Here is a 24,971-nt window from a genome sequence, read left to right as displayed (position 1 = left end):
GCCATGAAGGAAATAGCACTGAAGTTGAATGGCGAAATCAGCCGGTTAACGAATAAAACATTTAAATTCGACGAGCGTGTAGCTGAAGGTTGGTTTTCAGCTGTCTACTTTTTAAAGACAAGGGATATTGTAGAAAATCATCTGCCTGATAATAAAGTAACGATGCAGTTTTTCCAAAAGGATCATGCGGTGTTGTGTGGGACCGATGAAGTGATTGCGTTGATCCATACATTTGCAGAGAACCCGGAAGAGCTTGAAATCCATTCACTTAAGGATGGAGATAAGATCGCTCCTTATGAGACCGTCCTCACCGTTACGGGACCATACCAGTACTTTGGGTTCTTAGAAGGAATTATTGACGGTATCCTGGCAAGACGAACTTCTGTAGCCACCAATGTGTATAATGTGGTAAAAGCTGCCCGTGCATCCGGGAAGCAGAAGCCGATTATCTTCATGGGGGATCGTGACGATCACTTCACCCAGCAATCTGGAGATGGATATTCTGCTTTTATCGGGGGATCTACAGCGCAAGCCACTCATGCCATGAATGAATGGTGGGGAAAAGAAGGTATGGGCACGATGCCTCACGCCCTCATCCAAATGTTTCAAGGCGATGTCGTTGCCGCGACGAAAGCCTATCACCAACAGTTTCCTGATGACCAATTGATGGCCTTGGTGGATTATAACAATGATGTCATCACGGACTCATTGAAGGTAGCCAGAGAATTTGGAGATAAACTGAAGGGTGTTCGACTGGATACCTCTCGTAATCTTGTGGACAAGTACTTCTTAAGAAATCAACACTTAATGGGTACGTTTGACCCAAGAGGTGTGAATCCGGAGTTGATTTTCGCGCTAAGGCGAGCGCTCGATCAGGAAGGGTTCAAACATGTGAAAATCGTTGTAAGCGGTGGGTTTACAAAAGAACGAATCCGCGCCTTCGAAGAAAAGAAGGTACCCGTAGATATGTACGGTGTCGGAGGAAGTTTATTAAAAATCGGAATCGGTTTTACCGGTGATAATGTATTGATTGATGGTAAGCCGGAAGCAAAAGAAGGTAGAAGGTACAAGCATAATCCACGATTGGAATATGTTGAATATACAGAAGCAGAAGAATGATCACTTGATTAAGGCACAAACAGGAGTGTTGGTGCCTTTTGATTGGGTCATATTTACTTTTTCCAAAGACCATTACGTGATATGATTAGGAAATGCAGATGTGTAGTTTCCGAGCGTGTAACTTTAAATCGCATATCCATGAATATTACATATACTATACTTAAAGTGACCCACTTTATTTTGGAGGTTCTTGTTTATGACAACTTACCATTTCATTGGTATCAAAGGAACAGGAATGAGTTCGCTTGCCCAGATTCTCCACGATTCTGGTGAGAAAGTTCAAGGATCAGATGTTGAGAAACGTTTCTTTACTCAAGAAGTTTTAGAAGCTAAGAATATAGAGATTTTGCCCTTTTCAAAAGAAAACATTCAAGAAGGATTGACGATTATCGCTGGAAATGCTTTCAGTGATGACCACGAAGAAATTCAGGAAGCTATAGCACAAGGGCTTTCCTTTTACCGCTACCATGAATTTCTCGGGGAATGGCTGCAAAAGTATACAAGCATTGCTGTGACAGGAGCTCACGGGAAGACATCAACGACTGGATTATTGGCTCATGTTCTAACCGAAAATTATCCGACTTCCTACCTGATCGGTGATGGTACTGGGAAAGGGCACGAAAATGCTCAATATTTTGCGTTTGAAGCTTGCGAATACCGCAGACACTTTCTTTCCTATGAACCGGACTATGCCATCATGACGAACATTGATTTCGACCATCCTGACTACTTCAACAGTATCGATGATGTATTTCAAGCGTTTCAGGAAATGGCTAAACAAGTGAAAAAAGGCATCATTGCCTGCGGGGATGATGAGCATTTACAGCACATCCAGGCAAACGTGCCGGTGTTGTATTATGGACTGGCAGATACCAATGACTTTCAAGCCCAAAACATAACGGAAACCTCTGAAGGCACCTCTTTTGATGTTTTCGTAAGAAATAATTACTATGATACCTTTATGATTCCACAATTCGGCAACCACACGGTCCTGAACGCTTTAAGCGTCATCGCTTTGTGCCATTATGAGAACATGCAGCCGGATGAAATCAAGAAGCTATCTACATTCAAAGGTGTAAAGCGTCGTTTCACCGAAAAGAAATGGCATGACCAGGTACTCGTTGATGATTATGCGCACCACCCTATTGAGATCACAGCCACCATTGAAACGGCTCGTAAAAAGTATAAAGAACGACCGGTGGTCGCTATTTTTCAGCCTCATACGTTCACAAGAACCAAGACTTTCCTTAAGGAATTTGCTGAAAGTCTGCAAGAAGCAGATGAAGTATACTTATGCGATATCTTCGGTTCAGCCCGTGAAAATGAAGGGAAGTTGACGATTCATCATTTACAGGAGTTGATTCCTGATTCTCATGTATTGCAACTGGAAGAAGTCAACCAGCTGGCAGCCCATGACCATGGAGTACTTTTGTTTATGGGAGCAGGAGACATTCAAAAGTTCCAGGAAGCTTATGAAAAAAACGATAGTTAATTGAACATGCGGCTTATCTTACAAGCCGCATGTTTTTTACTTTGGCTCTGTTAAAGTTCAGTGTTGATATTTGCATCAACGGATGGAAGTAACAATGAATGTTAGGACGATAAAAAGGAATTTATCCCCAAGTGTTGAAACCTTTAGATGATCTTCTTTCATGATCCAACCATTGAATCTTGTTGGATTATTATTTCGAAACGGAGCCTTTCGCTAAAGGGAAGGATTGTTGAAGACTTGATTTCGAGAGGGTTCGGGGTTCGTTATCGTGTTGAGTGCCAGGGGTGGCTGGGAAGCTACTCGCTTTCCTGTGGGGGAGTGCCGAGCTTCCTCGGGCTTATCGCCCTGCGGGATCTCGCCGATCTCCTTTCTCCCACGGGAGTCTCGCAGCTTCCCAGCCACCCCATTCGATCATGCGAGAAACGAACCCCTTTATCAACGTTGGATGGTCTTCCATTACCCCGGTTGTTGTAAGCATAAAACGCTATGTATCAAGCTTTCCGGGTTCGAGCCCCTCGGTTTGGGAATATGATTCTTATCATCTCACCAACTAGAATAGCTGATGATTCATGAAAGGGTTTCGAGACCCTGATCTAGCCAAGGGGCGGAGGGGGATGGCGAGACTCCTGCGGGAAAAGAGTGCTGGGTGAGACCCCGCAAGGCGTAAGCCTGAGGAGGCTCACCGCGCTCCCGCGGAAAGCGAGTCACCCCCCGCAGCCCCTAACTCCCACACAAACATCTCAAAACTGAGTCTTCCACAAACGGGAGCTTTCGTTTGAGAAGCCAAATATAAAAAAAGTAATATCAACACTAAGCTTTAACAGAGCCTTTACTTTAAGGACTGTCAACGGTTCGGGTAACTGCTTTGTATCCTGAGAATAAGTTCGTCAGTGCGTATTTGATCGTTCCTTGAGGTAAAAGTAAACTTTTCCAAACAAAATATACGAATGGTGAAGGATTTTAGGGACAGGATAGCGAATAAGACCATTTATAGTAGCCACCACGTTTAGAAAAGCCTTTTTAGGGTATAATCTAAACTGTGTTGATTACATAAGAAGGAGTGTGCAGGGGGAATGATTATCATTTTGTACATTGCTGCTCTTATTGCAGCAGTGGCTTTTGCTGTTCTTGTCATATTCCTGGCGAGAACCCTTACGGCCGTTCGCCGTACAATGAATAATGTTGCTGACACACTTGAAGGTGTGGAAAAGCAAATGGAAGGCATCACCTTAGAAACAACGGAGCTCTTGAACAAAACCAATAAATTGGCTGAAGATGTCGGGGAGAAGTCACAGAAGTTGAATACTCTTGTAGACGGGGTCAAAGGTATTGGAGACACAGTTCAAGAGTTTAACCAGTCCATCCGTTCTGTATCGCAGGGTTTAACTCAATCTGCCCGGGACAATACAGAGACAGCTGCTCAAGCCATGAAGTGGGGGCAGGTAGCCATCAACTTGTGGAAGAAAGCAAAGAAAGAAGAGACTAAATCTTAAGGAGGAATTCGTTATGAGTCAACAAAAACAAAATGGTAATGGGAGAGATTTCGTACTGGGCTCTTTGATAGGAGGCCTAGTAGGGGCCGCTGTTGCCCTTCTGTTCGCACCTAAATCCGGTCGTGAACTAAGAGAGAATATCAATACCAACTCCAGTGAATGGAGAGAGCGTGCAGGGGAATGGAAAGATGTCGCCTATGAAAAAGGTGGCGAATGGAAAGAAAAAGCTGTCGAATCTTCTTCTCAGCTTTCTAAGAACGTCTCTGAGAAATCTCAGCAGTTCAGTGGAGCTGTTAAAGATAAGGTGAAGAATTTCCGCACAAGTGAAGAGGATGAAGCTGAAAAAGCGGCTCAAGAAGTTGCTGAAGCAATCGAAGAAGCAGCTCAGGAACTTGAGAAGCAGCAAGATTCCACGACATCATCTAATTTATAATGAAAAGTGAGATGGAGGTGAACGTGTAACCTCCATCTTTTTTTATTGAAGGAGGATAAGGAAATTGGAAATACAATTAGTTTCTAATAAAGAAGAATTCAGACAAATTCTCGAAAATAATGAAGAGCTTTTCTTATTGAAGCATAGTTTAACATGTCCAATAAGTGGCGCTGCATCCAATCAGTTCAATCGTTTCCATGAAGAAAGCACCGTTCCTTGTTTCGTCGTTCATGTACAGGAAGCAAGGGATTTGTGTAATCATATTGCAGAAATAACGGGAATACGTCATGAATCCCCGCAAGTAATTCAATTTCAAAAGGGTCAACCTGTTTGGCATGACAGTCATTCAGCTATAACAAAAGATCGATTAATGAGTATTTAAAATAGGTACTTTAGCGGTTTTAAGCAAAAAATCGCTAAAGAATTTTATGAAATCCCTTTCTAGGGGTGACAACGTTCGAAATATTAGCTATAATTGTCCCTAATTATTTATAGCATCAACCCAATTCATAACATTAAATTCTTGGTAGGGGGACGAACATAATGAGTAATCAAAATCTTAACCAACTGCGTAGTCAACTAGATGAGGTTAATTTACAGCTTCTTAGTTTAATCAATAAACGCGGTGAACTGGTAAAGGATATCGGACAAATTAAGGAACAACAAGGGATGAACCGTTTTGATCCGGTAAGGGAAAGAGCCATGCTCGATCAATTATCACAGCATAATGACGGACCTTTTGAGAATTCTACCATCGTTCACTTATTCAAAGAAATCTTCAAAGCTGCTCTTGAACTGCAGGAAGATGATCACCGGAAAGCGCTTCTTGTATCAAGGAAGAAAAAGGCTGAAGACACGGTTGTAGAAATCAAAGGTGAAAAAGTAGGGAACGGCTCCCCATCCTTCATTATGGGACCGTGTTCTGTTGAAAGTTACGAGCAAGTTTCCACTGTAGCTAAAGCCGTTAAGGATCAAGGTCTTAAGCTTCTACGTGGAGGTGCATTCAAACCGCGTACATCCCCATATGATTTCCAGGGGCTCGGAATTGAAGGTTTGAAAATGCTGAAACAGGCGGCTGATGAGCAAGACCTGGCCGTTGTAAGTGAAATCGTAAATCCTGCTGATTTGGAAGAAGCCTTGGATTACTTGGATGTCATTCAAATCGGGGCACGGAACATGCAGAACTTCGAACTTCTAAAAGCTGCTGGCTCTGTAAATAAACCTGTCCTTCTGAAAAGAGGAATGTCGGCAACAATTTCTGAGTTCATCAATGCAGCAGAATATATTATATCTAGAGGAAACCAGAACATCATCTTGTGTGAGCGGGGCATTCGCACATACGAAAAAGCAACAAGAAATACCTTGGACATTTCCGCTGTACCTATCTTGAAACAGGAAACTCATTTGCCGGTTATGGTGGATGTGACCCACTCCACTGGACGTCGTGATCTATTGCTTCCTGCTGCAAAAGCAGCCTTGGCCATCGGAGCAGATGGTGTTATGGCAGAAGTTCACCCTGATCCTGCCGTTGCCTTGTCTGATTCAGCACAGCAGATGGATATCCCGACCTTCCACTCGTTCATGGAAGAGTTGAAAAAATAACTTTCCTAGTAAGTTCCTAAGCAGAAAGAAGTTAGGCTGCCTGTCAGCCTAACTTTTTTGCGTTCTCAATGGAACAACTTATTTTTGGAACACCCTCTTTCTTTGTAGTTTTGCTGTGAAAGGGCTATCCGTTATAATAAATAGGGTATAATAATACGGAGAAATGCTATGAATATTGCGCGGGTAAGCGATATATCGTATGATTATCCTATTGAACAAAAATGTACGAATGGAATGGATGAAGGAGGAAACATGATGAATGTAACAATATATGATGTAGCAAGAGAGGCCAATGTTTCCATGGCCACTGTATCAAGGGTCGTGAATGGAAACCCTAATGTGAAACCTGCGACTCGGAAGAAAGTGCACGATGCCATTGAGAGACTTGGTTATCGCCCAAATGCTGTTGCACGAGGATTAGCAAGCAAGAAAACTACGACTGTCGGTGTTATTATCCCGGACATCTCCAGTATCTTTTTCGCTGAACTTGCACGGGGAATTGAAGATATTGCCACCATGTATAATTATAATATCATTCTGAGTAACTCAGATCAGAATAAAGACAAAGAGCTTCATTTAATTAATGCCATGCTTGGAAAACAAGTGGATGGTCTGATCTTCATGGGCGGTGATATTACAGATGACCACATTCGTGAATTCAAAACATCTTCTGTACCTATCGCTCTTGCGGCAACTGTTGATGAAACGAAAGAAACTCCTTCCGTTAATATTAATTATGAAGAAGCTGCTTATGATGCAACGAAGCTACTCTTGGAGAACAACAAGCAAATCGCTTTCGTATCCGGACCAGAAAACACTGTGATCAATACGGAGAAAGTGGAAGGCTTTAAGCGTGCCATGCAAGAAAGTGCTGTAGACCAGCCTGAGAAGTGGATGGTTACGGGAGATTATTCATATGATTCTGGTCTTGAAGCCCTGGAACAAATCCTGGAGATGGAAGAACAGCCGACAGCAGTGTTCGTATCTTCAGATGAAATGGCACTTGGAGTCATTCATGGAGCTCAGGACCGTGGCATTCGCGTGCCGGAAGACATGGAAGTCTTCGGATTCGATAATACCCGTCTTGCAACAATGGTACGACCAACTCTATCAACGGTGGTCCAGCCTATGTATGACATCGGAGCAGTGGCAATGAGGCTGCTTACGAAGTTCATGAATAAGGAAGAAGTAGAAGAACAGAACGTTATTTTGCCACATCGAATTATCGAAAGAAACTCAACTCAGCAGAAATAGTACCGATATATGTACTATAAGGTACACGTTCGAAACTGAGGAGAGAGTTTTATGACAAAAAAAGATTTATTGACACCCATCGGAATTACAGTCGGTTTTGCCATGGTCATGTTTGGAATCATGGCAAACGCTGGTTTCGGAGGTGTTACTTCGTTTATTCAAGTGTCTTCGATATTCATTGTGCTCGGAGGCCTCGTTGCAGCTATTCTAGTAAACTTTAATATGAATGAAGTAAAGCTGACTTTCCGAGTAACGAAAGAGGCTTTTAAAGCCAACGACATGAATTTGCGTGAATTGATCTCTTTGTTTGTTCAATTATCTGAAAAGGCAAGGAGAGAAGGACTACTCGCACTGGAGGCCGAATTGGAAGAGGTGGAAGACCCTTTTATTAAGAAAGGGATTCTTCTGGCTGTCGATGGAATCGAACCGGAAGTCATCAATGATATTATGAAAGCAGAAATTGTGGCTGTTGAGGAGCGTCATCAAAAAGGAAGGGCAATCTTTGAAAAGGCGGGAGAATACGCTCCGGCCTGGGGAATGATCGGGACATTAATCGGTCTTGTCCTGATGTTGCAAAGCTTATCCAATCCTGCGACTTTAGGCCCGCAAATGGCTGTAGCGTTGCTTACAACGTTTTATGGGACGGTTTTAGCTAACTTGGTCTTCATTCCGATGGCCGGAAAGTTGGAGAATAAAACCTATGAAGAAATATTTATTAAACAAGTGATCATTGAAGGTGTCATCGGCGTTCAGTCCGGTCAAAATCCAAAGATCTTGGAAGAGAAACTGAGTGCATTTTTATCTGAGTCCGACAAAAACACGAAAGAAGAAGGGCAGCAGGAGAAAGAGGCATTAGGAGCTGCCGCTAATGAATCTTAAGCCAAGAAGAAAAGAAAAAAAGAATGGTGCTCCGAAATGGATGACTACATATGCGGATATGATTACATTGGTTCTCGTGTTTTTCATTCTATTGTTCTCCATGTCTCAGATTAATCTTGTGAAATTTGAAGCGATTGCTGAATCATTCCGAAATCGTATGATTTTTGATTTTTATCCATCAGTGGTCGAAAATGAGCACCCTACAGAGCAGACAAAGACTCAGGAAAACGGCGAGAAGAATAATGAATTCGAAACGCCTGAAGAGTTTATGGATGAATCAGCTAGTGAAGGAGACTCGACTGAAAATCTTGAGGATTTAAAGAAGGAAGTCGATCAATACTTGCAGGAAAATGACCTCAGTGATATTATCTCCGCTACACAAACCGAACGAGGAGTGGTGCTTGTGCTAGAAGAGCAATTGCTCTTCGAAACAAGTCGGGCTGAAATTTTGGATGGTGCAAAGCCTTTTTTGACGAAAGTGGGGACATTGTTAACGAACATTCCTAATTTCGTGAAAGTAGAAGGTCATACTGACAACCGGCAGATCAATACTTATCGTTACCCTTCCAATTGGGAGTTATCGGGTGCACGCGCAAGCAGTGTCATCCGCTACATACTTTCAAACACGGCAGAATTGGATGCAAGGCGCTTCACGGCTGTTGCATACGGAGAAACGAGACCGGTCGTACCGAATGATTCGGAAGAGAATTGGAGCAAAAACCGCAGGGTAGAAATTGTCATCCTTGATCCGGATTATGAAAGTTCTTCAGAATAAATGAAAGCCACTACTTTGTAAAGTAGTGGCTTTCATTTATTTATTGTATCGAATTGTATTTCTTTTGATTATAAATTAATTGAAGAGCCTTATCTAAAACCTTTTTATTCTTTTCTGTTATTTCGTCTCGTCGTGGGATGGGTTTACAGGCATCTGGAGGGTCTTCCCAAGTCTTAATCAGATCAACGGGCGATTTTTTCTGCCATTTTTGTAACCACTCCTCAGGCAAGGGGCCCTGAAACGGGACTTGGTCGTTCATGATCTTCCATATTTGCGCCCATGCTCTTGGCACGACTCTCCAAATGTCATAGCCGCCGCCACCAAGTGCTATCCACTTCCCGCCGCAATGGGTGTGGGCAAGTTCATGTGCTAATCGAGGGATCGCCTCATATATTTTCATTGTAGAACATAAATGTGTCAAGGGGTCCAAATGGTGTGCATCTGCACCGTTTTGGGTAATGATGACATCAGGTTTGAAAAAGTCAACAATCTCCCTGAAAGCGGATTCATAAACATTCAGAAAAGATTCATCTTCCGTAAAGGCATCGATGGGGAGATTGAATGAATAACCGTAGCCTTCTTTCAGCCCCCGTTCATTCACGTTTCCGGTCCCAGGGAACAGGTAGCGTCCAGTTTCATGAATGGAGAAAGTGCAGACATTGGGGTCATCATAAAAAGCCCATTGAACACCATCACCATGGTGCGCATCTGTGTCTACATAGAGAACTTTTGCCTTGTATTTTTCACGGATATATTTTATACCAACAGCTCCATCATTGTAAATACAGAATCCGGAAGCTTTGCGTTCGAACCCGTGATGGAGACCACCACCGAGATTCAAGGCGTGTTGAACTTTTCCATCCATAACGGCCTCGATCGCCGATAATGTACTTCCCACTAGTAATTGAGATGCCTCATGCATTCCTTTAAACATAGGAGTATCCTCTGTCCCTATCCCGTACTCCATGCCTTCCTCTTCCGTTAATAACCCCTGGCCAGCTTTTTTGACGGCTTCAATATACTTCTTGCTGTGAGCAAGGGAAAGTTCCTCTTCAGTAGCCAAACGCGGAGGGATCATGTCTTTCGCTGTCAGCTGAGCGGAAGCTTCCAACAGTTCTTTCGTCATTACCACACGCATCTGATTGAAGGGGTGATCATCTCGAAAGCGATAGGAAGTAAAATCATCGGAGTACACAAATCCTGTATGGCAGGTCATGATGGGATCCCTGGCATTTTAGGCCACAGAACTTCGTAGCCTTCAGATTTTAAATCTTCAATGGTAGGAAGGGGATTCATCGTCTGAATCCTGACGACGATAATCTTATATTTGGAATCCGGTTTATAAGGGTAGATAAGGACAGAGCTTATATTCACTTTTCTTTTGCCGAAAACCTGTGTGACCTGAGGGAGGATTCCAGGCTTATTGATAACTTTAACTTCAATCTGGGAACTCTGGACGTGCGTCCCTGTAAGCTGAATGAGTGTGTACAGCATATCTTTTTCTGTAATAATTCCGACAAGTTTTTCGTCGCGGGTTACCGGGACACAGGCTATTTCCTGTTCATAAAAAATGGAAGCGACTTCTTCTACAAAATCCAATGGATGGACCGTTGTTACAGGAGAAGTCATAATGGATTGGATTGGATGCTTAAGTTCTTGATGGTCCGCTTCTGTTTCAAAGGTTGAAGGGCTGGCATCTCTTACATCCCGGTCAGAGACAATCCCGATAACGACATTTTCCTCATTAACGATGGGTATATGCCGGATGTGATGTTCATGAAGAAGCCTCAAAGCTGTTTCAATGGTTTCTTCGGGAGATAAAGTAATGACGTCCTTTTTCATGATTTCTTCCACTAACATAGAATTACCTCCTTGCCTCACGGTATTGATGTCGTGTTAAAAAACGAAGCCTGTCGAATTGTTGGATGGACGATTCAGGGACATGATGACCGATCTTAACCATCAAACAATTAGCAGGGTGGGAGATGATTTCGGGGTCATCCGTGGGGGAAGGAGTGAGCCCTCCGGCTGCCATCATCTTTTCCATTACTCGCCGGTAATCCCATATGTTGAGACCTGTCCCTTTCAGATCCCAATGCCAATGGTATTCTGTTGAGATAATGATGTAGTTTTCCATAAACTCATCCATCATAGACACTTGAAGCAGCCGGGAGCCAATCCGGTATCCGCGGAATTTGGGAATAACTTCAATTGCCCCAAGCTCTATGAGGTCTTTCATGTTTCCTTCTGACCAACGTTCAAGGGGATCTGGATGTAAATACGTCACATACCCGATGATTTCTTCGTGATGTCTGGCAATTATGATCCTTCCCTCTTCAAAGTCGGCAATGCCTTTAACAGCTTCGAACTGTTTTTCTGGAGGACGGAATGCTATTAAGCCCTCATGAAAGGTATACTTATTGAGGACATCAGCAGGTAATGGACCTTCTACGATGACAGGTCCATGTTCTGTGTCAAAGGCTTCGTAATGATACGTTTTCTTATGATTCATTCAGCCACCACCTGTCATAGATTCATAGTTTATCTTTGCTGTTTGCCTTCATTATACATGAAATCGTATTTATATTTCATCGTGCATAAAAAATCCGACCGGTTTCCCGATCGGATTTTTGTCAGATTTTTAAGGATTATCAGATTCTGAGTCTTCATCAGACCCGGAACCGGCATCCCCGGAACCATCTCCGGAACCGTCCCCAGACCCATCTCCGGAGCCGCCGGAATCATCTCCGCTTTGGCCAGAATCATCGCCCTCATCATCACTGCCGCCCGAATCTCCATTTCCAGATCCGTCGCCTTCATTCGATTCTCCGCTATCGGAATTTCCGTTACCGGAATCATTCTCTTCTGAGTCATTCCCATTCGAATCATCTGAATTTCCGTTTCCATCATTCGATGAATTGTCATTTGAGGAACTGTCGTCAGAATTACCTCCTGAGTTACCTGAAGAATCATCTTCCTCTTCGGATGGTTCAGGGGCTCCTGGGTTTCCAACCGTTGTAGAGGCTGATAACCCGGAGGATTGACCGAAATAATCCACAGCCCTTACGGCATAAACGCCACTGCCTCCTGAGAAGCTGAGCGAGGTATCTACAGAACTTCCGATTTGACTAAACGATCCCCCAGGTGTAGACGCACGATATACACGGTAACCAACGACATCGCTACTTGAGGATGGTGTCCATGAAATTGTAGATCCACTGACATTCACTGCTCCAGGTGCTGATGGTGCCTGACCATCATTATCAATAGATGAAGCTGTAGATCCAATACTTGATGTGGAGGGTAGGGCTACATTCGACCAGGCTCCTGAATTCGGTAATAGTTCTCTAAGAACCTCAGGACTAGTATAGCCATTTTCTTCAAGGAATTCAGGGTTCAATGTAACTCCGCCACCATCGATGATGAATTCCCCAGGCGTATTTGGACCGGCTATAACGAGTTGATCCTTAACCCTTACAAAATCGCCGCCAATCAAGCTGTCATCTACTTTAGAAGGGGCATAATCCGCATCATAAATATCACTCTCAGCCAGATCTACAGAAGAACATAAGTCAGAAACGAGTAGTCCTGATGTTGCACAATATGAACGCGTTACTAAGCCGCCAGGGCTTTGGAAACTGTTATTTGGAACCATCAGTTCAGGGCGGATTTCAGAAACAGCGTTCACGACATCAGCCCATAGTCCCTGGGTTCGCTGGTTGTAATTCAAGTGCTGCATGTTGCCTTCAGCAAAACCTGTCCACATACCGACAGTAACGTTCGGGTTCGTCGCTACAAACCAGGAGTCTCTTGTCGATTGGGAGGTCCCTGTTTTACCAGCCCAGTCGACACCGCGGTTGTAGAGCATGCCTCTCACTCTTTGCCCAGTCCCGTAATCCAGTACATCACGCATGACATCGAGAGTGAGATAGGCAGCCTGTGGGCTGTATACTTCTGTTTCTTTTGTTTCGTGTTCATAGATGGTTTCTCCATCTTTAGTTTCGATTTTATCAATCATATAGGCGTCTACGAATTTACCCATGTTTCCGAAAGTTGCATAGGCATTGACATTGTTTTCAACTGTAATCCCGTAAGTCAGTCCTCCTAATGCCATCGATTCGTTTGTATAATCATCTTTCACCAAATTTTCTCCCATTCCCATTTTAACCAGATAATTTTTTACGGGATCCTGGGATTGAATTTTATGGTATTGTTTGACCGCAGGTACGTTATAAGACTGAGCAAGGGCATAACGTGCGGACACAAAGCCTCTGTGGTTTCTTGAGAAGTTACGTACTTCCTTACCGCCATTATAATAATAAGGAACGTCGGCAATGACAGAGCCAGGCTGTGCAGCCCCCATATCAAAGCTAGGTCCGTATACTAGAAGCGGTTTCATCGTACTACCGTTGGAACGGCGCGCTTGAGTGGCATGGTTCAAGTTTTCCTCTTCGAAATCATATCCCCCGATAAATCCATAGATTTTACCAGTCGAGTTTTCAATAATGATACTTCCAAGCTGAAGCGGGGAGTCAACCTTAATTTCCTCACCCTCGCTGTTCAATGCGGTTTCCTTGCCCCAGGGCCAATTACTTTCCGTGTAGGAATCTCTTACTTCCTGCATCTCATCATAGACTTCTTTGTCCAGCGTCGTATGAATCTGATAGCCGCCGGCAGAGAGTTCCCGCTCAGCCATGGTGTCGTATTCTTCCTTAAGGGACTCATCTTCATTCAAGTCTTTTTGTGTGTGACCGTTCTGCTTCATCAAATGTTTCTGGATTAGCTGTTTGGCTCTTTTGTGAACTTCCTGATTAATTGCAGGATAGGTACCTAGCACCGTTGACTTAGGCTCTGCAAGTGTTTCTTCGTTAACCTGGAACTTCATGGCCTCATCATATTCGGCCTGATCGATATAACCCGCTTCAAGCATGCGCTCAAGTACTTCGTGCATACGATCGATCCCGGCTTCGAGATTCTCAGGCTCCTTGATGGATCCATCATTATAAAAAGGAGTATATCCGAATGGTGACTGTGGAAGGCCGGCAATAAATGCAGATTGAGCCAAGGACAATTCTTTCGCATTCACCCCGAAAATTCCTTGAGCAGCCGTCTGGACACCTGCTACGTTTTGACCGTTCGCATTTCTTCCGAAGGGTACAATGTTTAAGTATGCTTCTAAAATTTCATCCTTATCAAGAAACCGTTCAATTCTTAAAGCAAGAAGCATTTCTTTAGCTTTCCGTTCAAAAGACACTTCATTGGTAAGGATCTGGTTTTTAACCAATTGTTGGGTCAGCGTACTTCCCCCTGTTTTTACTGAGGAATTGGTTACTTCTTGAACGACCGCACGCATAACGGCTTTAGGAACAACTCCCTTGTGTTCTCCGAAGTATTCATCTTCTGTCGCAATAACAGCGTTTCTTAAATCTTCACTCACCTGATCTAATTGTATTTCTTCACGATAGAGATCTGACCTTACATCTCCAATTTCTGTATTTCCATCATTGAAATACATGGTCGAGGTCTCTGAATAGTTATAAATCGTTTCTTTCATTTGATCTTCACTTCTCACCTCTTCATCTTTCACAAGAGAAGCGAAGTAGCCGGCGCCTACACCACCTGCGAAAAATAACCCGATGACACCGATGATGATAAAAAATAAGATGACGTTCCACACGACATCATAGGTGATCCGGCCATTTTTCTGGATGGTCCCGCTCTGCCATAAAGAGCGTATATCCAGCTTATTTCTCCCTTTTTTCGGTTGATTAGACATGATAATACCTCCTAAAATTCCAACAATATTATAACACACCCGGGGAGGTTAGGATATAATTCTACAAGGGGTTTTATTGCTTTTTGAGTTGTGTTGTGATAAATATATACGTAGATGAATAATTGTGCGTTGAAGGACTGGAGTAGAAAACATTTCCCTGTTTCAGAGAACCGGCGGCTGGTGTGAGCCGGTACACATATGTTTTTGAATTACGACCTGGAGCATCTCTTCTGGTATGAATCAGAAGACGGTGAAAAGCCGTTATCGATCGGAGTGGCACATTCATTTGTGCAACAAGGGTGGTACCGCGAGACCTCGTCCCTTTTAAGGGAGGGGGTCTTTTTTGTTTTCAGAAAATTCATCTCTAAGACCTTTCATGGAAAGCACAAGTCTACTAACGAATAGAATGAGGAGTGAACGTATGGATATTTTGCAGGATTTACAGAATCGCGGATTAATTAACCAAATGACGGACGAAGAAGGTTTGAAGAAACACTTGGAGCAGGAGCAGGTTACCCTGTATTGCGGTTTTGATCCAACCGCAGACAGTCTTCACATTGGACACCTTCTTCCGGTGCTCATGTTGAAAAGGTTCCAAAAAGCGGGTCACAGGCCAATTGCACTCGTCGGAGGCGGTACCGGAATGATTGGTGATCCAAGTGGCCGGTCTAGCGAAAGACAACTAAACAGTGCAGAGGTCGTCCATGGATATAGTGAAAGAATTAAGGAGCAGTTAGCGAAAATTCTTAACTTTGATAAAGGGGAAAATGCAGCCGTTGCGCGTAATAACCACGAATGGCTTTCCCAGATGACAATCATTGATTTTCTACGGGATACAGGAAAACATTTCGGAATCAATTATATGCTGGCAAAAGATTCTGTGGAATCCCGAATCGAGCAGGGGATCAGTTATACTGAATTTTCCTATATGATTCTGCAGTCTCTTGATTTCCAACAGTTGTATCAAAAAGAAAATTGTACCCTACAAATCGGTGGAAGTGATCAGTGGGGGAACATTACAGCAGGTCTTGAACTATTAAGACGTACGGCTGCAGGTGAAGAAGAGGTCGAAGCCTATGGCTTAACGGTTCCATTGATTACGAAAGCAGATGGATCGAAGTTTGGAAAGACTGCCGGTGGAGCTATCTGGCTTGACCCTGAGAAAACATCTCCCTATGAATTCTATCAATTCTGGATCAATGCTGACGATCGTGACGTCATTCGCTTCCTGAAATATTTCACATTCTTGAGCATTGACGAAATTACTGAGTTGGAAAAAGAAGTAGAAACTCAACCTGAAAAGAGAGTGGCGCAGAGACGTTTAGCAGAAGAAATGACAAAGCTTGTGCATGATGAAGAAGCACTGAAACAAGCGGAGCGCATTTCCTCTGCATTATTCAGTGGAGACATTAAAGCTTTATCCGGCAAAGAAATTGAGCAAGGATTCAAAGATGTTCCTACTTATATGTCTGAAGAAAAAGAACCTCAATTGCTCGAGCTCCTCGTGAATGCTGGAATTTCTTCCTCCAAGCGTCAGGCGAGAGAGGATATCGGAAACGGAGCGGTTTATATCAATGGAGAGCGTAATCAAGATCTTAAACACACCATCGGAGAGGAAGATCGTATCGAAGACCAGTTTATGATTATCCGCCGAGGGAAGAAAAAATATTACTTGATCAAATTTTAATAATAAATGAGAAAGGCGGCAGCCCATAAGGACTGCCGCTTTTTTATAGGTTTTTAACTTATAGGAACAAAAAAAGCGTTCATAGAATGTAAAAGAACATTCCATGAACGCTTTCTTAATCGTCTGCAAAAGCAGATTAACGAGAGTAGAATTCAACGATAAGAGCTTCGTTGATTTCAGAAGGAAGCTCAGCGCGCTCAGGGAAACGAGTGTACGTTCCTTCACGCTTATCTTCGTCGAAAGTAAGATATTCAGGTACGAAGTTGTTTACTTCGATCGCTTCTTCTACGACGTTAAGCTTTTGAGATTTTTCACGAAGGCTGATCACTTGACCAGGAGCTACGCGGTAAGATGGGATATCAACGCGACCGCCATCAACAGTAACGTGGCCGTGAGTAACTAGCTGACGAGCTTGGTTACGTGTACGAGCAAGACCTAGACGGTAAACTAGATTATCTAAACGGGATTCAAGAAGGATCATGAAGTTTTCACCGTGGATACCCTTCATGTTACCTGCTTCTTCAAACATACGACGGAATTGACGCTCAGTCAGACCGTACATGAAGCGAAGCTTTTGCTTCTCTTGTAGTTGAAGACCGAATTCAGATAGTTTTTTACGTTGGTTTGGACCATGTTGTCCAGGAGCGTAAGGGCGCTTTTCAAGCTCCTTACCAGTTCCGCTTAAAGAAATACCATAACGACGTGATTTTTTCCAGGTTGGACCTGTATAACGTGCCATAGGAATTTCCTCCTTTTTATTTTATTTTGCATAAAATAAAAACAGTGTGTCCCTTTAGTCATTGCTCATTATGTTTTCATGCACCTTCGCCCCAGCAGCAGAGAGTTACGCGATGCACCTCTTAAGAGAGGAACAAAATGATAACAATGGTGGTTCACATAGGCTGCCATTTATTTTACACAACGAATATTGTAATCTTATAGGAGGAATAAGTCAAGGGTATTAAGAAAATCGTTTTGGCCGGTGGAGGTTTTTCTTCATCAAAAGTTATGCCTGCAGCTATTTTTATTCACAGGAAATAGCTCGAGAATCATAGAACCTCGCTCAATAAGTTTGTTTGAAATAGATAACAACAGGAATAATTTTTATAATTTTTAATTAATAATAGTCGTATTCGTGATTAAAGTAATGGTACAATATACTCAAATCGTTTGTTAGGGAAGATAGGTGAGTCAAATGATTGTCCAATCCCTCCTGGAGAAAAAAATGGAAAAACTACAGAGTCAGCTGTTCCGGTCTTTTACATCAGCTACTCCCTGTACGTATGAACAGTTTCTGATCAACCTTCTGGATGATATCAAGGATTATACGGAAGTTTCTTTCTGCGTGGTTTATTTATTGGATGAGTGGAAAGGCCGGTTTCAGTTATATGCAGGGAACGGTCAATTGAAGCAATCATTGACCAGCCATTTTTCAATAGATGATGTCTTCGCCCCATCCACCCACCAAACAACTGTTAAGGAATTCATCGATGAAGAGGGGAAGCATTCATCATTAAGAGTCGTTCCTCTTCATTCAGGTCGCACGGTGTTCGGGTACCTAGTATTAGGAGGGGAAGGATCGGCTGAGCTGGATGAAAGATGGATGAAAACCTTAAGTTCAGGGGTCACAGCTTATATTAAAAAAATGGAAGGTTATTATTCATCCATAGAGGAAGAAAAAAAGTATGAACTTCTGTACAAAATCACCTCACATTTCCATTCTTCGATTGATATCAATGGAGTGTTGAAGGAGATTATTGAGACACTTAGAAAAACATATCCTGATTTTCAATATTACTTATTACTGTCAAATGATTATACTAAGGACGATGATTTGCCTGTGCGGGAACTTACCTATGAAATGGACATGGAGTCCAGCGCAAGTACGCAAGCTTATGTTTCAGGTGAAGTACAAATGGAGGATCATTTAGTAGAGGAACGTTCTTTCCTTTATGCACCTTTAAAAGGAAAGCAGGGGATTTATGGAGTACTTCAGGTTGTAACTCCTGGGTATTTGTACTTTCCAAAAAAAGACGTTGAATTTTTTGTTTTTATAGCAAACACCGCTGGTAAAGCACTTGAAAATGCACAGTTATATCAGCAATCCAGGAAGTTGAACAGCGATTTGCAATTGATCAACTCTACTTCCCAAAAACTTAATTCCGATATGAGGTTGACGGAAAAGATCAAATACATGGCTTTTAAGATCCAACAATCCTTTCATGCAGACGAAGTAGGGTTTATTACTTATGACGACACCTCAAAATATAAAGTACTCGAAGGCAGTACAGAGTTTTTCACTTCTCTTGAATCGTGTAAGCTGATTGAATATGGGAAAGAAGCGTTATCTCAACAGGATGGTGCCCTCTTTATCGGAGACATGGGCGAGAAGGTGGTAGAAGGTAAATACCGCTCGTTCATGGCTGTTCCTATGAAAGATCACGAACATATTAATGGTCTTGCCATAGTCCTTCATGAAGAGCCCTATTTTTTTACCTTTGAATCCTTTAAACTTCTTCAGTCTCTCGTTGCCCATTCTACACTCGCTTTCGCCAATTCCATCCTTAGAGAACAGTTGGAGAAATCGGTTATTACAGACTATTTAACTAAACTTCACTCTAGAGTGTATTTGGATCAATGTGTGGAAAAGCATGTTCAGCAAGATAATCATGGCAGTTTACTATTGTTTGATATCGATAATTTTAAAAACATCAATGACACTTATGGACACCAAGTGGGGGATGAAGTGATCTGCCAGGTAGCCGCCATTATAAAAGAGGTTATTGGAAAAGAAGGGCTTTCCGCTCGTTGGGGTGGGGAGGAACTCGCGGTTTATCTGCCATCTTTATCAACGGAAAAAGCACATGATATGACTGAAAGGATCCGTGAAAAGATTGCCGGGTCCACATCTCCGGCTGTGACTGTATCCTGCGGGATCGCTTCTTGGAAGGCGGAGTGGGTGAGACCAGACCGCAAACAAATTGTCCAACAGGCGGATCAAGCTTTATACCAAGCAAAAAGTTCAGGGAGAAACCGAATTGTAACCGCCCACCCATCCGGTGAAATAGATAAACGCATGCCGGGAAGCATACAACCGGGATCGTTCGTTGAATGAGTCTAATATAAGATGAGCCACTTCAATAAAATTGAAAGTTCCTTTTTGGGATAGATCTACCAACACGGAATCTTAATAGAGACAAAAAATAAGGCTCTGTTAAAGTTCAATGTTGATATTTGCATCAACGGATGGAAGTGACCATAAATGATAGGATGGTAAAAGGGAATTTATTTCCAAGTATCAAAACCTTGAGAGGATTTCCTTTCACGATGTAACCATTGAATCTTGTTAGATTATTATTTCGAAACTGAGTTTTAAGCTAAATGGCAGGATTGTTGAAGACTACCTTTCGAGAGGGTTCGGGGTTCGTTATTGTGTTGAGTGCCAGGGGTGGCTGGGAAGCTACTCGCTTTCCTGTGGGGGAGTGCCGAGCTTCCTCGGGCTTATCGCCCTGCGGGATCTCGCCGATCTCCTTTCTCCCACGGGAGTCTCGCAGCTTCCCAACCACCCCATTCGATCATGCGAGAAACGAACCCCTTTACCAACGTTGGATGGTCTTCCATTACCCCGGTTGTTGTAAGCATGAAACGCTATGTATCAAGCTTTCCGGGTTCGAGCACCTCGGTTTAGGCGTATGATCCTTATCCTCTCACCAACTAGAATAGCGGATGATTCATGAAGGGGTTTCGAGACCCTGATCTAGCCAAGGGGCGGAGGGGGATGGCGAGACTCCTATCTTAAGTGTGCAGGCGCCTCGTTCAGCGGCGTATGGACTGGACTGAGCTGGAGGAGATAAAGGAAACACGAAGAACGAAGGGATTCGATGTTGACTTATCGCACAGAAGCGAGGGAAGTCTCACTAGCCGCTAGGCGCAGAAACCGGATATCTATGAGGAAAAGAGTGCTGGGTGAGACCCCGCAAGGCGTAAGCCTGAGGAGGCTCACCGCGCTCCCGCGGAAAGCGAGTCATCCCCCGCAGCCCCTAACTCCCACACAAACATCTCGAAGCTGAGTCTTCAAGAAAAGGGAGCTTTAGTTGAAAAAACCAACTGCAAAAAAAAGGAACTTCCATAAAATTGGGAGTTCCTTTTTGCAGTAACATCAATACTAAACTTTAACAGAGCCAAAAATAAAGCCACTGGAGTGGATATTCCAGCGGCTTTATTTTATAAGTGATTTTGGAGCGTTTGTACGAATGCTACTAATTTCTCCTCATCAATTTCATCGAACCTTCCTTTAGAAGGGCTGTCGATATCTAAGACCCCGTATATTTCATCGTTCTTCACGATTGGGACGACAATTTCTGATTGACTGGCCGCATCACATGCAATGTGACCAGGGAATTGGTGGACATCTTCTACACGGAGAACCTTATTCTCAGCAACTGCTGTCCCACATACTCCTTTCCCTGAAGGAATTCGGACACATGCAGGAAGACCTTGAAATGGACCTAGAACAAGCTGGTCTTCTTTCCACAAGTAAAATCCCACCCAATTAACATCTTCTAGAAATTGATTAAGAAGAGAAGAGGCATTGGACAAGTTTGCGATGGCATCGGACTCGTCTTCTATTAGGGCTTTCAATTGTTTGACGACCAGATCGTAATTTTCGCTCTTCGTTCCTGTATAAAATGTGGATTGAAACATGAAGTGAACCTCCTAAACTTAGTATATTCGACAAAAACCATATTCTTCTGTCGGTATTTGGTGGACGAATAGGGCAGGATTTTCACCAAACAAAGAGAATCCTTTCCTGAGGGGGAAAAATTATGAGCCGACCAAATGTAACACGCGACAAAGTGCTAGATGTAGCTTGCCGACTTTTTTACAGCCAAGGTTTCAACGGAACATCAGTCAGGGATATCGCAAAGGCAGCTAATGTGAATGTGTCGTTGATCCATTACTACTTCAAGAGTAAGCAAGGCCTTTTTGAATCGCTCGCCGTCAGTTATTTCGAACCTTATCTAGCCATGCTGGACGAGCAACCCTCAGAAGGTGAACATCGTTTAAATGAATTAGTGAAAAAAATTCTACATTATAAACAGTCGAATTATCAACTATCTTGTTTGTTAAACAGGGAATTGACCTTAAATACAACGTTTGCAAGAGAAATGCTGGTTACTTATTTGGCGAAAGAGAATCATTTGCTAACCCAAATTCTATTCCGTAAACATTCACATATGGATGTTACATTCAAGGAAAAACTGTGTCTACTTCAACTTAAAGGGCTGCTCAATGCACCTTTTATGATGCCGCACGAATTCAAGGACCCGTTTATCACAGACGCTTCGCTCAATCATTTTGTAGAAATGTACAGTGGACTGATGAACGATCACACGTCTGTAAAAGAACTGGCTAAAGCATAAGAAGGTCCGGATCTACAGCATCCAACCCCTGCTTCAGACTATTTGAAGTATGTGCATCAGAACCATAAACTAAATGAATTCCCATAGAAGAGGCTTGTCTAGCTATTGATAAGGGTGGATAAGTCTCTTTGCAATGCTCTTTTTTCATGCCGGCCCCGTTGTAATCGAGAGAATAACCTTCTTTCTTAACAAGGTCCAGAAACATAGAAGCTTTCACTTGCCAGTTCTCAGGGGCTGGGTGAAGCTTTTGGAATTTTTTCACGAGCGTCATATGTCCAATTCTTGTAGGCTTGTATTTTCCCAAATCACATAGAACGGATTTGGACAGTGCGCCGTAATAGGATTGATAAAGCTCATCGATACCACCGATATCCTCGATTGCTGCCTGATACATATTCGGGCTGAAGTCGATGCAGTACCATTGATTGTCCCCTTTTAAAAAGTGAACGGATAAAAGACTGTCGTCAATGTTAGGGCCGTAGGTGTTAAGAAAATCCGTGATTTCTTGTTCATACCCTTCGATATAATCGACTTCAAACCCTTTCTTTATTTGTATTTCATCTGCATATTCTTTTTGAACTTTTTCGATCTCCATTAAATAAGGCTCCACCTGGTGACGGGACATGCTGCTGTCTTTGTCTGGTACTGGATCATAAAACGAAGGGGGGAGAGGGGCGTGCTCGGTAAATGACATTGTTTTGTACCCCTTTTTGATGGCTTGCTCTATATAACTCTTCAGTGAGTCTGAAGAGCCATGGGGGCAGTAAGGCGTATGGATATGACCATCGATCATTTCATTCACTCCTTCATGCTTGAATTTTTTGTCAATAAGATAAATAATTTGAAATATTTTAGCCAAAAGGATGTTTTACATGGTATCATTATAAACAACTAAATCATAATTCGGAACGTAATACATCCGTATGGCATGTTTATTGTAAGGAGGCTGTTTATGAAGTACGTCATCGGGGCTATTTTACTACTCATCGCATTGTTCATCATTGGGCTGATTTGGCGGAAAAAGGTCTATGATGAAGTGGATCGCCTGGAAGGTTGGAAAATGGATATTATGAACCGGCGCGTTACCGAAGAGTTATCCAAAGTAAAAAGCTTAAACCTTTCTGGTGAGACTCAGGAAAAGTTCGAAGCTTGGAGAGCACGTTGGGATCAAATTTTAACCAAGGAGCTTCCTGAGCTTGAAGAAGACCTTTTCGATGCTGAAGAAGCGGCGGACCGTTATCGTTTCAAGCGGGTTAAAGCCGTACTGGCCAACACAGAGAAGAAGTTAGTAGCCATTGAGGAAGACATCAAAAAGAATGCTTCAAGAATTGGAGGACCTCCTGGATTCTGAGAAGCAAAGCAGACTGGAAATAGAGTCTATGGAGCCGGAACTGAAAGAACTTACCAAACTCCTTATTCAAAACCGTCACCAATACGGAAAGGCCGTCCGAATCTTTGAAGAAAGAGTCGGAGAGCTGAAGGACAAGCTTGGAGAATATGATCAATTAACTGATCAGGGGGACTATATTGAAGCCAATACCCTGGTTCAAACCATCCGCCAGGAGACCAATGAATTGTCTGAAGCCGTCCAGCATTTCCCAGACCGTTGGAAACAGGCGAAGTCTGAACTTCCTGAACAGCTGCGGGAGTTGAAAAACGGTGTCGAAGAGATGAAAGCAGAAGGTTATAGAATCTCACATTTTGATTTTCTTCCCGAGTTACATAACTATGAACGGTCACTCGAGGAATTGCTCGCGCAATTGGAGAAGGGCGATCAATCCGGAGTAGAAGAAAAATTGGAAGACATACAAACACGCATCCAGGAAATGTACCAGCTGCTTGAAAGCGAGGCGGTAGCTCATCATTATGTAGAAAAACAGTTTGAGCCTCTTAAAGCTCAATTGGATGAGTTGGAGTACGTGCTTGCGGATACAGAGCGTGAATTAGATGAGATTCAAGAGACCTACCAAATAGAAGAAGAGCATTTGGAGTCTCACCGAAGCTTGATGAAATGGTTCAATCAAATGCGCAAACGTGTGACGAGTCTTAATTTCAGGAAAGCAGATGGAGAAACTTCTTTTTCCCTGCTCCGAGACGAACTGGAAGATACAGAAAAGCAGTTACTTGAGCTTAAAGAACAACACGGATACTTCAATGAACGTGTGCAAAACTTAAGAAAAGACGAACGGGAAGCTAAACAAAAAATTAATAAGATGGAAAGTCTTCTTTTAGAAACCCATCGACGTTTAAAGCGGAGTAATATTCCAGGTATCCCGGCGTCCATCTATGAAGATATGAAAGATGCAAGTTTCAAAGTTGATGAGGTTTTTCAAAGCCTCGAAGCCCAGCCGTTGGATATGGTTGTCGTGAATGCAAAGTTGGAAGAAGCGATGAGTAGGACAGAACAATTAAGTCAGGATGCGGAAAAGGTTATGGAAACTGCCCAATATGCTGAACGTGTGATTCAATACGGCAATCGTTACAGAAGTAAATATCCAATCCTTGCAGCAAGGCTTTTGGAAGCAGAGGATAAATTCCGTTCCTGCCAGTACGAAGAAGCTTTGACACTTGCCTCAGAAGCAATAAAAGATGTGGATCCAAAGGCTTTGTCCAAAATTGACAAAGAAGAAGAAGCTCTTGTTTAGGACGTGGGGAACGTGAAGAAACGAATGATGATAGGGTTGATTTCAGCTGCTATTCTCATATGGTCAAGTGTTCTTCTCGTTGTTTTCCTGCCTGAAGGACAGCGGGGGCTGAACAGCGGAAATCATAGTAATGCCCACATAGCAAGTGCAGGGAAAAGCTTGAACGAACAACAAATCACCAATTTCTTGAAACGGGAAACGGATCCTGAAGGTCAAGTCCACACCATTATGGGTACCAGGACATTGACGAAAGCTTGGGTGGATGATGTACAGGAAGATGGAAAGCTCAGCATCGACACCCTTTTGGAGACATTGGAATTAAAGAGCAAGGATAATAGCTGAGGGAAGAGCATCTGTTTAGGACAGGTGCTCTTTTGTTGTGCTGATGCCCGG

22 protein-coding genes and 1 other annotated feature are annotated in these 24,971 nt (G+C 43.0%); of the genes, 15 read left to right on the top strand and 7 right to left on the bottom strand.

The features are described 5' to 3' along the window. The first annotated feature begins 3 nt into the window (after positions 1-3). The 9 genes from ACXADE_RS14655 (at position 4) to motS (ending at position 9,047) form a co-directional block, all read left to right on the top strand. The gene (locus ACXADE_RS14655; protein ID WP_474981184.1) at positions 4-1,119 is read left to right on the top strand and encodes a nicotinate phosphoribosyltransferase; all 1,116 of its coding nucleotides are present in this window, start codon (positions 4-6) and stop codon (positions 1,117-1,119) included. 196 nt (positions 1,120-1,315) lie between these two features. Further along, positions 1,316-2,611 carry a UDP-N-acetylmuramate--L-alanine ligase gene (gene murC, locus ACXADE_RS14650; protein ID WP_474981183.1) on the top strand — a complete coding sequence of 432 codons (1,296 nt, stop codon included), beginning with the start codon at positions 1,316-1,318 and terminating at the stop codon, positions 2,609-2,611. 1,073 nt (positions 2,612-3,684) lie between these two features. After that, positions 3,685-4,104: a DUF948 domain-containing protein gene (locus ACXADE_RS14645; protein WP_474981182.1), complete on the top strand. Its 420-nt coding sequence runs from the start codon at positions 3,685-3,687 to the stop codon at positions 4,102-4,104. A 13-nt stretch (positions 4,105-4,117) separates the two neighbouring features. Further along, positions 4,118-4,537, top strand: a complete 420-nt coding sequence (locus tag ACXADE_RS14640; protein ID WP_474981181.1) for a YtxH domain-containing protein — start codon at positions 4,118-4,120, stop codon at positions 4,535-4,537. Between the two features lie 64 nt (positions 4,538-4,601). Next, positions 4,602-4,919 carry a bacillithiol system redox-active protein YtxJ gene (gene ytxJ, locus ACXADE_RS14635; protein WP_474981180.1) on the top strand — a complete coding sequence of 106 codons (318 nt, stop codon included), beginning with the start codon at positions 4,602-4,604 and terminating at the stop codon, positions 4,917-4,919. Positions 4,920-5,080: 161 nt separating this feature from the next. After that, positions 5,081-6,139 carry a bifunctional 3-deoxy-7-phosphoheptulonate synthase/chorismate mutase gene (locus tag ACXADE_RS14630; RefSeq protein ID WP_474981179.1) on the top strand — a complete coding sequence of 353 codons (1,059 nt, stop codon included), beginning with the start codon at positions 5,081-5,083 and terminating at the stop codon, positions 6,137-6,139. A gap of 255 nt (positions 6,140-6,394) precedes the next feature. Continuing rightward, entirely contained in the window at positions 6,395-7,393 is a 999-nt protein-coding gene (gene ccpA, locus ACXADE_RS14625) for a catabolite control protein A (protein ID WP_474981178.1), read from the top strand. Positions 7,394-7,444: 51 nt separating this feature from the next. Beyond that, entirely contained in the window at positions 7,445-8,272 is an 828-nt protein-coding gene (gene motP, locus ACXADE_RS14620; RefSeq protein ID WP_474981177.1) for a flagellar motor protein MotP, read from the top strand. Then, positions 8,262-9,047: a flagellar motor protein MotS gene (motS, locus tag ACXADE_RS14615; protein ID WP_474981176.1), complete on the top strand. Its 786-nt coding sequence runs from the start codon at positions 8,262-8,264 to the stop codon at positions 9,045-9,047. The genes motP and motS overlap by 11 nt, the downstream gene beginning before the upstream one ends. 40 nt (positions 9,048-9,087) lie before the next feature. Here the strand turns inward: motS and ACXADE_RS14610 are convergent, their stop codons facing one another. From ACXADE_RS14610 to ACXADE_RS14595, 4 genes are all read right to left on the bottom strand, one after another. Continuing rightward, on the bottom strand, positions 9,088-10,263 hold the full coding sequence (locus ACXADE_RS14610) for an acetoin utilization protein AcuC (RefSeq protein ID WP_474981175.1): 1,176 nt from the start codon (positions 10,261-10,263) through the stop codon (positions 9,088-9,090). Further along, positions 10,260-10,907: an acetoin utilization AcuB family protein gene (locus ACXADE_RS14605; RefSeq protein ID WP_474981174.1), complete on the bottom strand. Its 648-nt coding sequence runs from the start codon at positions 10,905-10,907 to the stop codon at positions 10,260-10,262. Before ACXADE_RS14605 ends, ACXADE_RS14610 begins: the two co-directional genes overlap by 4 nt. A 4-nt stretch (positions 10,908-10,911) precedes the next feature. Then, positions 10,912-11,559 (bottom strand): GNAT family N-acetyltransferase, encoded by a 648-nt coding sequence (locus ACXADE_RS14600; RefSeq protein ID WP_474981173.1) that lies wholly within the window; start codon positions 11,557-11,559, stop codon positions 10,912-10,914. Positions 11,560-11,688: 129 nt separating this feature from the next. Next, the gene (locus tag ACXADE_RS14595) at positions 11,689-14,823 is read right to left on the bottom strand and encodes a transglycosylase domain-containing protein (RefSeq protein WP_474981172.1); all 3,135 of its coding nucleotides are present in this window, start codon (positions 14,821-14,823) and stop codon (positions 11,689-11,691) included. Between the two features lie 120 nt (positions 14,824-14,943). Beyond that, positions 14,944-15,149 (top strand) — a binding site (T-box leader). A gap of 95 nt (positions 15,150-15,244) precedes the next feature. Here ACXADE_RS14595 and tyrS point away from each other — a divergent pair. Next, positions 15,245-16,510 carry a tyrosine--tRNA ligase gene (gene tyrS, locus ACXADE_RS14590; RefSeq protein ID WP_474981171.1) on the top strand — a complete coding sequence of 422 codons (1,266 nt, stop codon included), beginning with the start codon at positions 15,245-15,247 and terminating at the stop codon, positions 16,508-16,510. Between the two features lie 136 nt (positions 16,511-16,646). Here the strand turns inward: tyrS and rpsD are convergent, their stop codons facing one another. Continuing rightward, on the bottom strand, positions 16,647-17,249 hold the full coding sequence (gene rpsD / locus ACXADE_RS14585) for a 30S ribosomal protein S4 (protein WP_474981170.1): 603 nt from the start codon (positions 17,247-17,249) through the stop codon (positions 16,647-16,649). Between the two features lie 486 nt (positions 17,250-17,735). Between rpsD and ACXADE_RS14580 the strand changes: the two genes are divergently transcribed. Next, a complete protein-coding gene (locus tag ACXADE_RS14580) occupies positions 17,736-19,625 on the top strand; it encodes a diguanylate cyclase domain-containing protein (RefSeq protein ID WP_474981169.1) in 1,890 nt (629 codons plus the stop codon). A 1,109-nt stretch (positions 19,626-20,734) separates the two neighbouring features. On the opposite strand, the gene ACXADE_RS14575 is transcribed toward ACXADE_RS14580, so the two are convergent. Next, positions 20,735-21,214 carry a GAF domain-containing protein gene (locus tag ACXADE_RS14575; protein WP_474981168.1) on the bottom strand — a complete coding sequence of 160 codons (480 nt, stop codon included), beginning with the start codon at positions 21,212-21,214 and terminating at the stop codon, positions 20,735-20,737. A gap of 122 nt (positions 21,215-21,336) precedes the next feature. Here ACXADE_RS14575 and refZ point away from each other — a divergent pair, with 122 nt between their 5' ends. Then, complete coding sequence (refZ, locus tag ACXADE_RS14570) at positions 21,337-21,933, top strand: forespore capture DNA-binding protein RefZ (RefSeq protein ID WP_474981167.1); 597 nt, start codon at positions 21,337-21,339, stop codon at positions 21,931-21,933. Here refZ and hisJ read toward each other — a convergent pair. After that, positions 21,923-22,726: a histidinol-phosphatase HisJ gene (gene hisJ / locus ACXADE_RS14565; RefSeq protein ID WP_474981166.1), complete on the bottom strand. Its 804-nt coding sequence runs from the start codon at positions 22,724-22,726 to the stop codon at positions 21,923-21,925. The two genes, refZ and hisJ, sit on opposite strands and share 11 nt — an antisense overlap. 159 nt (positions 22,727-22,885) lie before the next feature. Here hisJ and ACXADE_RS14560 point away from each other — a divergent pair, with 159 nt between their 5' ends. Genes ACXADE_RS14560 through ACXADE_RS14550 form a run of 3 tightly spaced genes read left to right on the top strand, consistent with a single transcriptional unit; the run spans position 22,886 to position 24,920 of the window. Then, a complete protein-coding gene (locus ACXADE_RS14560; RefSeq protein WP_474981165.1) occupies positions 22,886-23,284 on the top strand; it encodes a septation ring formation regulator EzrA in 399 nt (132 codons plus the stop codon). Beyond that, the gene (locus ACXADE_RS14555; protein WP_474981164.1) at positions 23,250-24,578 is read left to right on the top strand and encodes a septation ring formation regulator EzrA; all 1,329 of its coding nucleotides are present in this window, start codon (positions 23,250-23,252) and stop codon (positions 24,576-24,578) included. The genes ACXADE_RS14560 and ACXADE_RS14555 overlap by 35 nt, the downstream gene beginning before the upstream one ends. 12 nt (positions 24,579-24,590) lie before the next feature. Beyond that, complete coding sequence (locus ACXADE_RS14550) at positions 24,591-24,920, top strand: hypothetical protein (protein WP_474981163.1); 330 nt, start codon at positions 24,591-24,593, stop codon at positions 24,918-24,920. The last annotated feature ends 51 nt before the right edge of the window (positions 24,921-24,971 follow it).

This window comes from Halobacillus sp. ABR2_026 (genome assembly GCF_056158545.1).
This window is presented reverse-complemented; position numbering and strand designations above follow the sequence as displayed.

What these genes read in the sequence shown, in the direction of transcription:
- rpsD (WP_474981170.1), bottom strand. Translation starts at nt 17,249, where the DNA reads ATGGCACGTTATACAGGTCCAACCTGGAAAAAATCACGTCGTTATGGT.
- ACXADE_RS14560 (WP_474981165.1), top strand. Translation starts at nt 22,886, where the DNA reads ATGAAGTACGTCATCGGGGCTATTTTACTACTCATCGCATTGTTCATC.
- motP (WP_474981177.1), top strand. Translation starts at nt 7,445, where the DNA reads ATGACAAAAAAAGATTTATTGACACCCATCGGAATTACAGTCGGTTTT.
- ACXADE_RS14645 (WP_474981182.1), top strand. Translation starts at nt 3,685, where the DNA reads ATGATTATCATTTTGTACATTGCTGCTCTTATTGCAGCAGTGGCTTTT.
- hisJ (WP_474981166.1), bottom strand. Translation starts at nt 22,726, where the DNA reads ATGATCGATGGTCATATCCATACGCCTTACTGCCCCCATGGCTCTTCA.
- ACXADE_RS14555 (WP_474981164.1), top strand. Translation starts at nt 23,250, where the DNA reads ATGCTTCAAGAATTGGAGGACCTCCTGGATTCTGAGAAGCAAAGCAGA.
- refZ (WP_474981167.1), top strand. Translation starts at nt 21,337, where the DNA reads ATGAGCCGACCAAATGTAACACGCGACAAAGTGCTAGATGTAGCTTGC.
- murC (WP_474981183.1), top strand. Translation starts at nt 1,316, where the DNA reads ATGACAACTTACCATTTCATTGGTATCAAAGGAACAGGAATGAGTTCG.
- ACXADE_RS14640 (WP_474981181.1), top strand. Translation starts at nt 4,118, where the DNA reads ATGAGTCAACAAAAACAAAATGGTAATGGGAGAGATTTCGTACTGGGC.
- ACXADE_RS14630 (WP_474981179.1), top strand. Translation starts at nt 5,081, where the DNA reads ATGAGTAATCAAAATCTTAACCAACTGCGTAGTCAACTAGATGAGGTT.
- ACXADE_RS14655 (WP_474981184.1), top strand. Translation starts at nt 4, where the DNA reads ATGAAGGAAATAGCACTGAAGTTGAATGGCGAAATCAGCCGGTTAACG.
- ACXADE_RS14605 (WP_474981174.1), bottom strand. Translation starts at nt 10,907, where the DNA reads ATGTTAGTGGAAGAAATCATGAAAAAGGACGTCATTACTTTATCTCCC.
- ACXADE_RS14610 (WP_474981175.1), bottom strand. Translation starts at nt 10,263, where the DNA reads ATGACCTGCCATACAGGATTTGTGTACTCCGATGATTTTACTTCCTAT.
- motS (WP_474981176.1), top strand. Translation starts at nt 8,262, where the DNA reads ATGAATCTTAAGCCAAGAAGAAAAGAAAAAAAGAATGGTGCTCCGAAA.
- ACXADE_RS14580 (WP_474981169.1), top strand. Translation starts at nt 17,736, where the DNA reads ATGGAAAAACTACAGAGTCAGCTGTTCCGGTCTTTTACATCAGCTACT.
- ccpA (WP_474981178.1), top strand. Translation starts at nt 6,395, where the DNA reads ATGAATGTAACAATATATGATGTAGCAAGAGAGGCCAATGTTTCCATG.
- ACXADE_RS14575 (WP_474981168.1), bottom strand. Translation starts at nt 21,214, where the DNA reads ATGTTTCAATCCACATTTTATACAGGAACGAAGAGCGAAAATTACGAT.
- ACXADE_RS14600 (WP_474981173.1), bottom strand. Translation starts at nt 11,559, where the DNA reads ATGAATCATAAGAAAACGTATCATTACGAAGCCTTTGACACAGAACAT.
- tyrS (WP_474981171.1), top strand. Translation starts at nt 15,245, where the DNA reads ATGGATATTTTGCAGGATTTACAGAATCGCGGATTAATTAACCAAATG.
- ACXADE_RS14595 (WP_474981172.1), bottom strand. Translation starts at nt 14,823, where the DNA reads ATGTCTAATCAACCGAAAAAAGGGAGAAATAAGCTGGATATACGCTCT.